A 16,037-nucleotide genomic window follows, 5' to 3' on the forward strand; every position below is an offset into this window, starting at 1 on the left:
CCACAAGAATATTGAATTTTTTGGGAACGGGCAAGATGCCCATTCCACAAGAATATTGAATTTTTTGGGAACGGGCATCTTGCCCATTCCACAAGAATATTGAATTTTTTGGGAACGGGCAAGATGCCCATTCCACAAGAATATTGAATTTTTTGGGAACGGGCAAGATGCCCATTCCACAAGAATATTGAATTTTTTGGGAACGGGCAAGATGCCCATTCCACAAGAATATTGAATTTTTTGGGAACGGGCAAGATGCCCATTCCACAAGAATATTGAATTTTTTGGGAACGGGCAAGATGCCCATTCCACAAGAATATTGAATTTTTTGGGAACGGGCAAGATGCCCATTCCACAAGAACATTGAATTTTTTGGGAACGGGCATCTTGCCTGTTGCCGATCTATTTGAAGAAGCATCGATTAACTTTTAAGCAACTCCTGAATCGGCCTGCTAATCCAATTGAAACCAACTTTTAGTTGATGATCAAATGTTGGCATCCGATAGAGATAGGCTAGGCGGCGAGCAATGTGGGCTAGTTGTCCGTCGAGTTTAATTCCTAAACCGGCCAGGGTGGCGTTGTCAATTCCTAATGTCATCATTTCTCCTAGGGGCTGATAGCGGAAAGGAAGTAAAGGACGGCCGGTGAGGGATGCCCAAATGTTCCATGCGGTGTAGTCAGCTTGCTGGAAGGCTGTTTGGGCTGTTCCGGGGACTTTTTGACCATTTGCATCGTGACATTCTGCTAAGTCTCCCAAGGCAAATATATCTGGATGGTCGATAATTTGCATTTGCGAATTGACTATTAATTGACCGCGGCGGTTTTGTTTGAGGGGTAGCGATCGCACTGCTTGACTAACTTGAGTTCCTACTGTCCACAGCACTATGTCTACGGGGAGAACATCTAATTGTCCTTTGTAAAGTAAGGATATTGTGTCGGCTTCGATCGCCTCTACTTCTGTTTCTAAGTCGATCCACACTTTCCGTTTTTCTAATGCTTGGGTGGCGGCTTCGCGGTTAAACTCCGGTGATGTCCGCAGAATCATGTTCCCTTGCTCGACTAACCGCACGCGACCTTTTTCTCCGAGTCGATCGGCTAATTTACAAGCTAATTCTACTCCCGCATAACCGGCGCCGACGATCGCAACCCGAATTTTGTCGGTATTGCTGCCTTCTAAAAACCGCAATCTTTCTTCTAAGCGGTAGGCGTCGTCGAGGGTGCGAAATGAGTAAGCGTATTCAACGGCACCTTTGACCATATCTAGGGGGGTTTCGCCGCCTAAAGCTAAAACAAGGCGATCGCACGGAATTTCTGGCCCGTCGTGCAACTTCACTCGCTTTTCCTCTACATCGATGCCGGAAACAGTACCTTGACAAAAGCGCACGCCTGTGTTTTCCAAGAGTTCGGCAAACGGCGGGGCAATTTCCCAGGTTTGGAGTTCGCCGGTCAGGAGTTCGTACAGCAGGGGAACGAACAAAAATCGATCGCGGCGGTCAACTAGGACAATTTCGGGTTTTTCGGTTTTGGAGAAGGGTAACTGACTCAAGCGCAGGGCTGTGTAGAGTCCGCCGAAGCCTCCGCCGAGAATGCAAATCCGGGGTTGTTGTTGAGTCATGGTGTTTTGTGTGAGGGGCTCACGGTAGCAGGGAAACTTATCTTATTCTAACGAGAGTGAGGGAGTGGGGAAGGGGGAGATTGGGGGAGTGGGAGTGGGAGAGATGGGGAGAGGGGGAGATGGGGGGAGTGGGAGAGTGGGAAAGTGGGAAAATCTTCCCTGTTTCCCTCGAACCTCAACATCCATCCGTTAAATGCGTTAAATCCGTTAGATAATGCGTTTCCGAACTGTTTTCTATATCTATAGCCTTGATTAGCTTTACCTATTACCCGCCCTCAAATTTTCTGAATGTTCGCAGAACTAATTTTGTACTATATTAGTTTATAACGAATTATTTCGCAAATTTAATTCACTTTTTATAGGGTCATCTACTCTAACACTTGCCCCCGCACTCACAAGTGAAAAAATCATGCAAATTTCCTCGAATTCTTCTAAATTTAAGAACGGCGATCACAATAACGAAGACGGCTCATCTTTGTTAAAAAGCGAAGAAAAATATAAAAATTTAGTAGCTAATATTCCCGGTGCTGTCTACCGCTGTACCTGCGAGTATACGGAGGACGGGGAATTAACACGGACAATGGCGTTTTTGAGCGAGGCGGTTCAAGAAATATCAGGCTATCCCTCTTCTGATTTTATCAACGATCGCGTCCGTTCCTTGGCAAGCATTATCCATCCTCAAGACCGCAAAAATGTGGATGCTACTGTCAAAAAAAGTGTAGCAACTAGAACTCCGTACATCCTTGAATACCGGATTGTCCGGGCGGACGGCGGCATTAGCTGGGTTTACGAAAAAGGCAAAGCTGTTTGCTGCGAGGCGGACGAGGCGAGAGGAAGACAAGAGGGACAAGGGCAAATTGAGGGCTTGTTGTCGGCTGTGGTTTCGCCGGTTTCGCCGGTTTCGCCGATCGCAAATTCTCTGTGTCGGGTTGTTTATCTCGACGGAGTAATTTTGGATATTACTGAACGAAAGCGTGCTGAGGAAAACCTGCGAAACACTCAAGATTTTCTGAATGCGGTACTGCAAAATCTGCCTATTAGCGTCTTTATTAAAGATGCTGTAGAGCAAAAATTTATTTATTGGAATACTGCTAGCGAAGAATTGTTTGGCTATTCCAGGAATGAAGTGATCTTAAACAATGCTGCTGACTTGTTCGAGTCAGATCATGCCAATTACTTGCAAGCACAAGATTTAGAAGTGCTGGCAACGAGAAAAGGCGTCGATTTGCCCGAACAAACTATCGAACTTCCGCACCGAGGAAAGCGGATTTTGCACACGAAAAAAGTTCCTTTGTTTGACGAGTCGGGCACACCTAAGTACATTCTGGGTATTGCTGAAGATATTACGGAAAGCAAAAAAACTGAAACAGAATTGTCGCGCTTGGCCATTGTGGCTCAAAAAACGCAAAATGGTGTGATTATTACTGATGCTCAAGGCTGCATTGAATGGGTGAATGAAGGATTTACTCGGATTAGCGGTTATGTGCTCGCAGAAATACAGGGAAAAAAACCGGGTGATGTACTGCAAGGCCCTGAAACAGACCCGCTAACTATTGCTCAACTGCGATCGGCTTTGGCTGCTGGCGTGCCGTTTAATCAGGAAATTTACAATTACAAAAAGGATGGAAGGGGTTATTGGGTGGCGCTTTCGATTGCCCCAATTTATCAAGAAAAGGGGGAACTCGAAGGTTTTATTGCGGTGCAAACTGATATTACGGATCGCAAGCAAGCAGAGGCAACAGTCAGGGAGAGGGAGAATTATTACCGCTGCATTGTCGAGACGGCTTCGGAGGGCGTTTGGATGTTTGACAGCGAAAGTATCACGACTTTTGCTAACTCTCGGATGGCCGAAATGCTGGGGTATACTGTGGAGGAAATGCTGGGGCGATCGCTATTTGAGTTTATCGACTGCGAGTCTAGGGAAATAGCAGAAAGTTATGTCCAGCGCAGGCGCCAAGGCCTTCGGGAACGCCACGATTTTAAGTTTACTCGCAAAGACGGATCTCACTTGTGGGCGATCGTGTCCGCGACGCCGATGTTCGACGGTGAGGGCGAATTTTCCGGGGTATTGCGGATGATTACCGATATTAGCGATCGCAAACAAGCAGAAGCAGAATTGCGCCAAACTCTCCAAGAGTTGGAATTTGAAAAATTTGCTTTGGATCAATCAGCAATTGTCTCGAATACCGACGAATTCGGAGCCATTACCTATGTCAACGAGCAATTTTGCGAACTCTTTAAATACTCCCGAGAAGAACTGCTCGGCCAAACCCACAGAATTGTCAATTCTGGCTATCACCCAGCCGATTTTTTCAAGCAGCTTTGGTCAACAATCCGCCAGGGAAAGGTTTGGCGGGGAGAAATGAAAAATCAAGCTAAAGACGGCACATTATTTTGGTTGGATACTACCATTGTACCTTTCTTAAATAGCAGCGGAGAACCCCATCAATATGTAGCAATTCGCAAAGATATTACCGATCGCAAACACGCAGAAGAAGCGGTGCGGCTTTCCGAAAGTCAATTGAGGACTAAAAATGAAGAATTGGCAAAAGCCCTGCGGGACGTGCATAAAACTCAAAGCATGATGGTTCAAAATGAAAAAATGGTAAGTTTGGGGCAATTAGTCGCTGGGGTTGCTCACGAAATAAACAATCCAGTTAGCTTTATTTACGGCAATGTCATGCACGCTGACGATTACTTTCAAGACTTGCTAAAAATTCTGCAACTTTACCAGCAGGAATACCCGCACCCAACACCGATTATTCAACAAGAGATAAATGATATCGATTTGAATTTTCTGCTCAGAGATTTGCCGAATCTGCTAAATTCGATGAAAATGGGAGCCGAACGAATTCGCCAAATTGTGCTGTCACTGAAAAATTTTTCGCGATTAGATGAATCCGAACAAAAGCAGGTGGATATTCACGAAGGGATTGAAAGCACTTTATTGATTTTGCAGCACAGGTTGAAAGAAACGGCAGGGCGTCCTAAAATTGTGCTGCTCAAAGAGTTCGGGAATTTGCCCCGCGTACAGTGTTATGCAGGACAGTTGAATCAGGTTTTTATGAATATTATTGGCAATGCAATTGATGCTTTGGAAGAGGCAATGGAGACTGGACAGTGGGCAGAGGGACAACTGGCGCCTATTCCTTATTGTCCTTCGCCGACGCTGCGGATTTGTACGGATGTAAAATATGAACAGGATGCTTTGATGCAAGCAGATTCTGCTGTTTCTGATGATGCAATGCCACATCCTTCTCATATTGTGATTCGGATTGCTGACAACGGGCCGGGGATTCCGATAGATGTTCACAAAAGGCTGTTCGATCCGTTTTTTACTACGAAAGAACCTGGTAAAGGTACTGGTTTGGGGCTGTCTATCAGCTATCAAATTGTGGTGGAAAAACACGGCGGGCTGCTTAAGTGCGATTCTGCACCGGGTCAAGGGACGGAATTTGCGATCGAGATTCCTGTGGGGAATAGTCAGTAGTCAGTAGTCAGTAGTCAGTAGTCAGTTGTCAGTTGTCAGTAGTCAGTAGTCAGTTGTCAGTTGTCAGTAGTTATTTACTACCAATTACCCATTTCCGATGCCCAATGCCCAATGCCCAATTCATTATTCCCCCTAACCATGAAATATAGCGTAATTTACGACGGCAATTGCAATCTCTGCGTTACCTTGGTGCAGTTACTAGAAAACTTAGACCAAGGCAAGAATTTTGAGTATATTTCCATGCAAGATTTAGAGCAATTAAATCGCTTTGGGATTACGTCTGAAGACTGCGAAATGGGGATGATTTTGATAGATGGCAACACCCCGGAACGCCGCTGGCAGGGCAGCGATGCGGCGGAGGAAATCGGGCGGATACTTCCTGCTGGCGAGGTGTTTGTGGCTGCTTACCGGGCAATGCCGGGGATGAAGTGGATGGGCGATCGCGTGTACGAACAAGTCCGCGATAACCGCTATACTTTGTTTGGCAAGCGATCGACTACTTACAAATCTGTTTATCCAGTTGGCTGTAGGTCGATCGACAATTGCGATAATAGCAAGGAATAAAATCTTTACTACAAACAGGAGATCCGTGAAAACCGAAGTCCTCAAAAAGATTGATTAAACAAACCGAATATCTCGCGGCAAAAGTCTTTGAGTTTTTGGGCAGACTCCGCAGCGGGTTCGGTTGCACCGACAAAACCCCAATTGTCAACGGTAGAAAAGCGCCACTGCTGACCAGTATGATCGTAACCGGCTGCCTCAACCCCGATCGCCCGACGGCTTCCTTCTACCGGATCTTGGTAAAATCGGATTTGAATCAAGATGCTGCGGCTTTGCAGCAAGCGGCTTCTACCGGGGAAATGGAAGCCAATGTCGATCGAATCTGGATCTACAAGTTCTCTGGTATCCTGGTCATTCATCCAAGGTTTCAAATCGACTTTTGTATCCGGGAATTCCGACTTGAATAAATTAACAACCGCAGCAATTTTGCTGGCAACTTCTATATTTTTGGCTTGTTCGGCAGCGTTCACTCGAAAAACTCCTATCAAATATAGTTATTACATTTAGCTAATAATGTAACTGCATACTGCCGAATGTAGACTGTGAACAGCGGACTTTTTCCGAAATAATTAGGCATTGACAAATTTTCATATATGTGTTGTGCCGTTTATAGCCGAGTCTCGATCCCCCTAAATCGCCCTTAAAAAGGGGAGTAGGGGTTGACTTTGAGGATGCTCTTGTCCCCCCTTATTAAGGGGGGTTAGGGGGGATCTCCGGGTTTTCAAATACGCCATAGTTCCATCATCTTAATCCAGCGGCAGGGCGATCGCAAATTCCGAACCTTCTCCCAGCACCGATTCACAAGTTAGTTTACCGCCGTGGGTTTCTTCCACAATTTGCCTGCTGATAGACAACCCCAAACCCGTACCTTTCCCTACTCCTTTAGTAGTAAATAAATGGTCAAATATTTTCGACTTGACCTCCGATGACATCCCTTTACCGTTATCTTTGATTTTAATCACCACGCTGTTGCTATCCTCCGAGAGATGAGTGATAATGGCGATCGTATTCGGTAAAGCTTCAATTTCAGCGTAAGTGCGGCCCTGATTGGATTCGTCAAAACACTCGATCGCATTTGCCAGCAAATTCATAAATACCTGATTCAGTTGCCCAAAATAACATTTAACTGGCGGGATATCTCCGTATTCTTTGATAATTTTAATCGCGGGGCGAGTATCTTTAGCTTTCAGGCGATACTGTAAAATCATCAAAGTGCTGTCGATGCCCTCATGAATATTTGCTGACACTTTATTCGCACTGTCAGCGCGGGAAAAAGTCCGCAAAGACTTGCTAATATTGCGAATGCGCTCTGTACCTGATTTCATAGATAAAAGCATTTTCGGCAAATCTTCGATCAAATAGTCTAAATCAATCTCCGATGCTTTATCCTGTAATTCATCTCCAGGATTAGGAAATTTTTCTTGGTAAAGTTGTAAGCAATCAATCAAATCTAAGCTGGCCTCAGCAGCAGCATCAAGATTGCCCGCAATAAAACCCAGCGGATTGTTAATTTCGTGAGCAACCCCTGCAATCAAATTGCCGAGAGCAGACATTTTTTCGCTTTGAATGAGTTGCAGTTGCGCCTGTTGCAATTCATTGAAAGATTTTTCTAACTGTTGAGATTTTTCTTTTTCGCGCGCGTACAAACCAGCATTCTCTACAGCAATAGCAACTTGAGAAATTAAAACTTTGAATATTTCTACTCTCTCTGCTGTAAAAGCTCCTACTGTCAAAGCATTTTCTAAATAAATTATTCCGCGCCGCTGAGATTGATAAATAATCGGCAAACAGAGAAGTGATTTTGGTTGATATTTCTGAATGTAGGTATCTACGTTAAAAGGTTCGGCGACAGTAGCATTGTCTAAAACCAGATGCTTTTGAATGCGGTGGACGTAATTAATCACAGACAGGGGAACATCTTGACTATTTTCTACGGGAATAGAGGGTAAAATTGTCACTGTATCCTCCGCAAAAATGCCAGTAGCTTCTAGGCAGAGGATATCGTTTTTCAGCAGCAGCAGCACTACTTTTTGAGCAGCCGCATTTTCTAAAATAATTTGGATTAATTTGGTTAACAATTTTTCGAGAACAATTTCACCGTTAATGGCTTGCGCCGACTTAATAAAAGTAGCTAAGTCTAATAAATCGCCTAAACTACTACTGGTAGTATTTCCCGTGGCAGTGCGGGTGACATCGAGGGTTGGGGTTTGAATTGTGCGCGTCTGTGCTGCTAAGAAAGGATGTGTTGATTCTAAGTGTTTAACTTTAGCTATTGCTCCCCAATGGATATATCCATAATAGGCTTTAGTCAGATATGCTTGAGAAACTATCTCTTTACCCAAAGCTTGATAAAATTCTCCTGCTAATTCATAGGCTAATGCTTCCTCTTGAATGTATTTATTTTTTTGAGCTCCGGCAATCGCGCGATCGTACAATTCCATTGCTTCGGTATTTTGCCCTAACACTCGCGCTTTCTCGGCTTCTACCAAATCATATTTATGCTGGTAGTTCATGGGAGCGTGAACCGCCCATTTTTTCATCTTTTTTTGCAACTCTCTCACTTTTTTTAGATATTGCTTTTGGTTCTCTTTGCCAGCTTGGGGAAACAAAGCGAGGAGACTGAGAGAGTAGTAGAAGTTGCTGAGGGAAACCACATAAAATCCCGCAGCGGCTTCTTCATATTTTTCAAATAACGTTGAATTATCCAAGGCTTCCACGTAGTTATTAAAAGTAAAATTAAGCTGAGCTTTGGCGTTATAAATTAAACAAACTAAAAGAAAGCTTTTAGCTTCTATTAAAGCGGGGAGCATTTCAAATTCATTAAAGCTCTCGCCGACTAAATGGCATGGTTCGACAGCTTTTCCGCACAAGTTTAGACACGTCTGCCTGAATATACTTATATACGGTACAGCCATTTGTAATTGAAGTTTCTGCATTAATTTCACATACTTACCAGTCTCCTGTTCAACCAGATATAGAGGCTCTCCCATCCATAGTTGGTAAGTACAATAATCGGCTATAGCATAACCTGCATATTCTAAGTCTCCAGTTTCCATCCCGGCTTGAAAAGTTTCCAAAAAATCGCCTAATACTGAGTTAATGTGGGATTTCCAATGGTGGATTAAAGCAAAAAAATTCATATAAACTTTACTTTTGATCGAACGGGATGGAAATTTATCTAACAGCATAATTGCCAGTTCGCCGAATTGGTATCCCGAATTAATATCCCCTAGCCTGCACAAAATCGCGCCATAATAAACGTAGGCGATACTAGCATAAAGTGAGTTGCCATATTTAACGCAGTGCTGGATCATCATAAATGTCAGCAGCGGTAGCAGTTGCGGCTTTGTTTGAATAGCGCTGCTGAGAGTCCCTGATAAAATCCGCATAATTGCTTGTTTATTAGGATCGGTCATTTCTGGCAAGTTAGCTAAATCCTCAACTCGTTTCGTTCCCAAACTCAATTTTGTGTTAATCAGACCCGCCATAATGTTTAGCGTGTTTGGGTTTTGAGGAAAATAAATGCCTAAAATTCTTAGCACTTCCAGCCCGGTCTTTAGTGCTTCTGCAAGTCTATTTTGAGCAGTGTAAGATTGGATGTAGAGTTCGTAACTATTTACCTTTTCCAGTATATTTTTAGCTTTTGCCAAAATGATATCAATGAGTTTTTTTGATTCTTCAAAGTTGATATTTAAGTATTCAGCTTCGGCTGTTGACTCGTAGATAGAGAGCGTTAATTCATACTGACTCTGCCAGCTATCCTCTGCCAGTAATCCCATAGCCACGCGCAAGTACCTAACAGCAGCTTCATAAGCAGCAGCGGATTTTGCCTTGCGTCCAGCCGTTAAATTTAATTTTGCTAACTGCGTCTTTTCCGACTGTTGGCTAATCGTGTCAATTCCGACATTCAATTGATTGACGATATCAAAGATGTTTTCTTCTAGCTTGTCGGGTGGAGTATTCTGTAACAGTAATTGACCGATTTTTAAATGGGTGGATTGCTTTTGGTCTTCGGGAATTAGCGAATAGGCGGCTTGCTGAACGCGATCGTGCAAAAATTTGTAACTAACCCGCGAAGTGTCTAACTTGAGATGGATTGATTCGGCTCGATCGAAAACTAAAGGAATGCGATAAGCATCGCTCAATGGCAGAATTAACCCGGCTTGCAAAGCTGAATAAAGTTCAGTTGCTGTAGTATTAGCTGACTTTTCGCTAACAAGTGACAGCACATCTAGAGCAAATTTATCCCCGACACAAGCTGCTAATTTCAACATTTTTTGCGTGGCTGCGGGCAATTTTTCAATGCGAGAAGCTACCAGTTCCACCACACTTTTATCGGTGATTCCAATGGCTTGAATTTCATCGATACTCCAATACCAGCCACTTGTATTTCCCTCATTTATAATGTGATTAAATTCAAATTTCAAAAGAGAGTCTTGATAAAGTGCTTGGAGTAATTGAGTCAAGAAAAAAGGATTGCCACCCGTTTTATTCCAGATTAACTCGGCTAGATTTGTTACTTTTTCTGTACCCGTATTAAGTGTTTCAGTGACTAATTCCGTCACATTTGCTAAATCCAGCGGTTGCAGCACGATATTGTTGACTCTTGTACCAGTTTTTTCAATTTCTTCTACAGTCTGAATTAAGGGGTGGGTGGGACTAACTTCATTGTCTCGATAGGCACCGATTAGCAACAAATATTCTTGGTCAGGGTCAGTTATCAGTATTTGCATCAACTTTAATGTTGCTGAATCTGCCCACTGCAAATCGTCTAAAAAGATAACTAGGGGGTGTTCTTTTTGGGCGAAAACGCGAATAAATTCTTTGAATACCCGATTGAATCGATTTTGGGATTCTATGGGGGCGAGTTCTGGGACTTCGGGCTGTTTGCCGATGATTAATTCAACTTTGGGAATTACGTCGGCAATTACTTGGCCGTCTGTTCCCACTGCTGTTAAAATTTTAGTGCGCCATATTTCTAATGAAAGTGCACTTTCAGTTAGCAATTGCCGCAGCAAGGAGTTAAATGCTTGGATTAATGAGGCATAAGGAATGTTGCGTTTGAGTTGGTCAAATTTGCCGCTGATGAAGTAACCTTTTGACCGGGTAATGGGTTTGCTAACTTCGTTGACTACGGCTGATTTACCGATGCCTGAGTAGCCTGATACTAGCATTAATTCGCTTTGGCAATGGGCGAATTTTTCTGTATTTTGGTTTGGTGGAAAAGATGCGGCAGAAATGGTTTCTGCATTGGGGCGGGCGGGTTTTTCGGTATTTAGGTTGGGTGGCAAAGATTTGGGTGAACCCGCCCCTACACGTTCAAATGCTGCTAATAGTTCGTTGACTTGTTGTTCTCTACCGTACAATTTTTGGGGGATTAACAATTGGCTGAGAATATCTAAGCGTCCGGGGATGAAGTCGGCAATTTGTCCGGTGGTTTCTAACTGATGCAAACAAATTTCTAAGTCGGCTAACAATCCGGCCGCACTTTGATATCTATCTTCGGCATTCTTTGCCATCAATTTCATCACTATCTCTGAGATGGCGACAGGTATTTCTGAATTGATTTGATGGGGATATATTGGTTGAACTGCAATGTGGCTATAAACTACTTCTAAGGGGTCGTTGCTGCAGAAAGGCAATTTTCCTGTCAGCATTTCATATAATGTGATACCAAGGGAATAAAAGTCGGTGCGGTAGTCGAGGGTGCGGTTCATTCTCCCGGTTTGTTCGGGTGACATATAGGCTAAGGTGCCTTCGACTGAGTTGGGATTGTTAAATTGCGGATTTTCTTTGTTGAGTTTTGTAGCAATGCCGAAGTCGGTGAGTTTTACTTGTTTTGTTTGCGAGTTAATTATGATGTTGCTGGGTTTGATGTCTTTGTGAATAATGTGATGAAAATGCAGGTATTGTAAGGCTTTGACTATTTGGATGGCGAGGTGTAAATTTGCTGGCAGGCTCAAGGTTTCTCTTTCCAGCAGTTTTGCGAGGGATTCGCCGCCAAAGTCTTCTAAAACGATTCCTAATCGGTGGTCGAATGTTTCGAGACTGATGGCTTTGACGATTTGTTCGCTGTCTAAATTTTGGCGGATTTGATATTCGTGTTTGAGCCTGGTAATGGCTTCGAGGGTGGGATATTCGGCTTTGAGGACTTTCAGAATTGCTGGGGGCGCGTCTGTCGGTGTTTGTCCGCGATAGACTATTGTTTCGACGCCTTCGTGCAGAGTAGAAGTTATTTGGTATTGTGATAAGTTTAACATCATTTAAGTTAGAAATTACAGGAGCTAATTCTCATTAGATTAACATTACTTAATCTTGATTTTGTGTGATTGCGATCGTGTATTTGGCGATTTCCAATCACACGCAATATACACTAAGTGAAAATGTGGGCTTGATCGTTGGTGTCGGGAGCATCTCAATGAAAGCCGCCCAGCTATAAATTGGAGTGTTGAGGCAGGAGGCAGGAGGCAGGAGGCAGGAGGAAAGAGGAAGAAGGAAGGAGCAAGAAGAAGTGTTTTTACAAATATGAGATGCTCCCTTGGTGTCAACAAACATCATAAATGTAATATTGGTCTTGTGTGTGAGTCCCGAATGCTTTGGCTGCACAGTTTTTCAGGGGCATGGGAGCGATCGCACTGGGCATAAAACAGCCGGAGATGGGAGCGATCGCACTGGGTCTCAAACAGGCAATTGAACGGGCTATCAATCGCTGACTACCGTAACTTCACAGATAGTAGAAAGTGATTCCGGTTCAGGCAAAATACGCACGCGGGCGAATTTTAAACCGCTAACTCCTTGTTGTGATTCTACCATGCCAGTCTGAACTTTTGGCTCTACCCAACCTTCGCGAGACAAGTAGCGCAAGTATTGCTCATACTCTTCCCACTCCTCCTCTGTGGAATAAACAACAGTCAACATCCCTGACTGAGTAATCCGCTCTTGTGCGTCTTTGTCAACGGCTTTTTCGATCCGCTTTTTGACAAGTTCGTAGCGGATGTCGCGAGTGCCTTTGACATCAAACATTTTTTCGGTATTTTCGTTGTGAAAAATGTCGATCGTGGTATTCTGAACTAACACTAAATGTGCGAGTTCCATGTTGATTTGAGACTCGGATTGCAGGCGAAAAACTGTGCGACCGCAATCGCAAATAGCTCGTAGTTGTTCGTACCGCAAACTGTGTAGGTGAAACTGGCTAAATTTGGGATCGATGGATTTTCCTACATAAATCATGTGATCCATGCCGTCGGTGCATTCGATGTCGCAGTAGTGGGGAAGAATTTGCTGCATTTTTTCTTGCCAGCGCGCCCAGGTTTCTTGGAGTTTGGTGCTGATTAGGTTCAGCATTTGGTCGTAGCGGTTGCGATCGCTGTAAACGCAGTTGTGTTCATTTTCACAGGCTGCTTGGTAAGCTTCAACGGCTGCCTGAACCTTGGGCCCGCACTGCACAAAATAGTCAAAATATACTTCTAAATGCTCGTTTAAATACTCGGCGGCTCGCACCTCCATATCGACTGTTACTTTTTGTTTTAAATGCTCGATGTAGTCGAGCAAGTCGAGCCGCAATTGCTCGCCGAGGTGGGTAGTTTGTGTTTGGCAAACGGCATCAGCTATGACTAAACCTAAGCGGAATTGTTCGAGCAAATCAGTTTGAATGGCTCGGTTTCTTTCGTCGCTAGAACCGCGAATGTCCGAAATTCCGTACAGCGGATGAACGTCAGCAAATACGATTGTTTCTGCCGGTAGTCCCCAACTTCGCCTTTCTGCTTCTTGGGCGAACCGCCACTCGACTGCGGGGTGGATGTTGTGAATGTGGGTAAACCGCTCCTGGATGGCTTGCCGCAGGGCTGCAATGAAGGCGGGAATGAGTTCTTGGGCGTGTTTAGCGTCAATGCCGTTGAAGTGGTTGGGCCGATCGCACAACAGCCCCACAACACCCAAAATCCGCTGCCCGCACCCCTCGCGGGTGACGGATTTGACTACCAGGGGCACCAGCAGCATCGATCGAGTTCCCATTCTCCGCAAAGTTCGATCGCACTCGGTTTCGCACTCCCTACGCAAGTCTGGCACGTTCCAAACTTGATTGGCTGCTGTGGCCTTCAAAAAGTGAGAAGCTTCTAGGGAGTGCATTGAATAAAGAATCGGCTGCAAATGTTGACCGTCTTTTGCAACTAATAGCTGTACCTGATCGTCGTCGGGGCGCAGCAGCAAAGTGCCGTCAGCATTGAAGAGGGATCGCAAACACCGATCGATTCTCTCAAATTTGTCAGCCCGCAGCATCGAATCTCGATCGATCAATAACTGAGTCAGCCGCCGAATTTGCTCCTGCACAGTGACATCAAAACCTTCTAGCAGCAGCAAGCCTTCTACGCGGTAATTATCCAACTGCAATCGATCGGCTAAATTTTCCAATTGATTCGGCTGCATCAGCCAAGCTTCCCGTTCCGCAACAGGCATTAATCTTAAAGAAAAATCCGCAAATTCATCTATTTTTGAGTCAATTCGAGTAATTTTTAACTGTTCCGAACCCAGCCAAAATTCAATGAATCTGGGTTCTCGGTGTTTGGGGTTTTTTACACTCGCCGTGGCAGGTTCGTCTAGCACCCGCAAACCGTCAATGTCAATTTGATAATATTGCTTAAATACCCAGTGCAAAAGGTGGCGGCGGTACAATTGTTCTGCTGTTTTGCCGTCCCCATCCTCGAACAGTTCCAGCAGAGTGATGTCGGTTTCTGCAAACCAACCGTTGGTAAATTGAGTTGCCAAGGACGTTTCCTCCCAACCGGCCAAGCGGCAAAATGCTGCGTTAGCGTAACGCAGGGCAAAAGTTCCCGGTTGCATTACTGCGATTAAAACGCGGCGATCGCCGAGAAATTGAAACAATCGCTGTAAATCTTGTTTCCACGTTTTCAACGGTTCAATTTCAGAAGATTGACTGGGTACTTTGCCCGCCAAAGCTTCCAGTAGCTGTTCTATACTTGGTTCGCTGGGCAGATTGTTACTGTCTTGCTTTGTTGGGAGGATATCTGTCGCTGGCAGTGATTTTACGGAGTTGTTGTTGTTTTGATGGGAAGACGATTTAGGAGTAGACATGAGTAAAACACCTGAAAGCAGTGGATTTGGCCAAAGAATGTCAGCGATCGGCGATTATGGCTTTGTAAAGAACTTAGATCCTGTTTGTAAAGTTTGTGTGTGGGTATCGGAAACTGGGTGTTTTCTCGGACGATGGGCCCAGGGACTTTTACTTTTATTCACAAACAACCTCTCAGTCTAGACGTTATAGGTGATATTAACGTGTTTACCACCTGGCGGGTAACACCCATTATAAGCGGTAGACAGTAGCGGATAGTGTAAGCAACTAATGCTATTTGACTCAGAGGCGAGATATATAGCAGCTTTGGGTTGAATGAGGCGTAGCCCTGGTAATTGGTAATTACCAATTGGTAATTACCAATTGGCAAACAGGTTGCTGGTCACTAATTTAGCAAATAAACTTGCGATACAAATTACCATATAACTTGCTATTTGGCAAGGCAAGAATTAACATATATAATACAGATAACATGATTTTTGAAAGGACATAGTTATGGCTTTAACGGTTAACAATCTCATCGGCGATGTGACAGGATTTCCTGTATTTGCTGGGGGCGGGCCACGTCTTTTGGCATTCGCTACACCCGATGATATTCAGGTAGGGAATGGAAATTTGTCGTCTTTTCCCTGGGGAGTTTGGGGACTCGGCGGCAACGATACCATAGCAGGTTCCTTCGATTCCAACGAAAGATTGTTGGGAAATGACGGCAATGATGTTATCGCAGGTAACGGCGGGAACGACATCCTTTACGGTGGCAAAGATGCCGATATAGTGGACGGAAATGAAGGCAACGACGTAGTTAGGGGCGATGCCGGAAACGACGTTATTTTTGGAGGATTTGGCAACGATATCATGCGGGGAGGGCAAGGAGACGACGATTTAGACGGCAATGAGGGCGACGATTTCATCGGGGGCGATCGGGGAGTTGACGTGCTCACGGGAGGCCTCGGTGGTGACATATTCGTCCTCAGAAGCAACGATGAAGCATTTGGTATAGATGGAGCAGATGTCGTTACCGATTTTAACTTTGACGAGGGCGATCGTATTGGTTTGACGGACGGTTTAACAGAACTAGACCTGTTCTTTGAAGACGACAATTTGATTGCTTACGATAACGACGGAATTATCAACGACATGGTGATTAGCAACCAAAGAAACGGACGGATTTTGGGGGTAATTTTAAATGTGGATAACTTTGAACTTGTCGGGGCATTTGAACAGGCAAGTCCGTTTGCTTTGGCAGTTAACGGTTCTCAATTCCAGTTTTTGACTTAATTATT

Annotated in this window: 7 protein-coding genes and 1 pseudogene; 3 read left to right on the top strand and 5 right to left on the bottom strand. The window is 44.4% G+C overall.

All coding sequences use genetic code 11. The features are described 5' to 3' along the window. Positions 1-364 (bottom strand): annotated as a pseudogene (locus QT990_RS17770) (hypothetical protein); the annotation flags it as partial. A 57-nt stretch (positions 365-421) separates the two neighbouring features. Further along, complete coding sequence (locus tag QT990_RS17775; RefSeq protein ID WP_333143775.1) at positions 422-1,615, bottom strand: NAD(P)/FAD-dependent oxidoreductase; 1,194 nt, start codon at positions 1,613-1,615, stop codon at positions 422-424. Between the two features lie 409 nt (positions 1,616-2,024). Here QT990_RS17775 and QT990_RS17780 point away from each other — a divergent pair, with 409 nt between their 5' ends. After that, on the top strand, positions 2,025-5,105 hold the full coding sequence (locus tag QT990_RS17780) for a PAS domain S-box protein (RefSeq protein WP_333143774.1): 3,081 nt from the start codon (positions 2,025-2,027) through the stop codon (positions 5,103-5,105). A 138-nt stretch (positions 5,106-5,243) separates the two neighbouring features. Further along, positions 5,244-5,669: a DCC1-like thiol-disulfide oxidoreductase family protein gene (locus QT990_RS17785; protein WP_333103173.1), complete on the top strand. Its 426-nt coding sequence runs from the start codon at positions 5,244-5,246 to the stop codon at positions 5,667-5,669. 41 nt (positions 5,670-5,710) lie between these two features. Here the strand turns inward: QT990_RS17785 and QT990_RS17790 are convergent, their stop codons facing one another. From QT990_RS17790 to QT990_RS17800, 3 genes are all read right to left on the bottom strand, one after another. Continuing rightward, positions 5,711-6,136 (bottom strand): hypothetical protein, encoded by a 426-nt coding sequence (locus QT990_RS17790; RefSeq protein WP_333465563.1) that lies wholly within the window; start codon positions 6,134-6,136, stop codon positions 5,711-5,713. A 276-nt stretch (positions 6,137-6,412) separates the two neighbouring features. Continuing rightward, the gene (locus QT990_RS17795) at positions 6,413-11,929 is read right to left on the bottom strand and encodes an AAA family ATPase (protein ID WP_333465564.1); all 5,517 of its coding nucleotides are present in this window, start codon (positions 11,927-11,929) and stop codon (positions 6,413-6,415) included. A gap of 439 nt (positions 11,930-12,368) precedes the next feature. Further along, positions 12,369-14,756, bottom strand: a complete 2,388-nt coding sequence (locus tag QT990_RS17800) for a GAF domain-containing protein (protein ID WP_333465565.1) — start codon at positions 14,754-14,756, stop codon at positions 12,369-12,371. Between the two features lie 493 nt (positions 14,757-15,249). Between QT990_RS17800 and QT990_RS17805 the strand changes: the two genes are divergently transcribed. Further along, entirely contained in the window at positions 15,250-16,032 is a 783-nt protein-coding gene (locus QT990_RS17805; protein ID WP_333465566.1) for a calcium-binding protein, read from the top strand. Positions 16,033-16,037 lie beyond the last annotated feature (5 nt).

Origin of the sequence: Microcoleus sp. T3_B1 (genome assembly GCF_036700445.1) — a bacterium.
Classification (GTDB): Bacteria; Cyanobacteriota; Cyanobacteriia; order Cyanobacteriales; family Microcoleaceae; genus Microcoleus.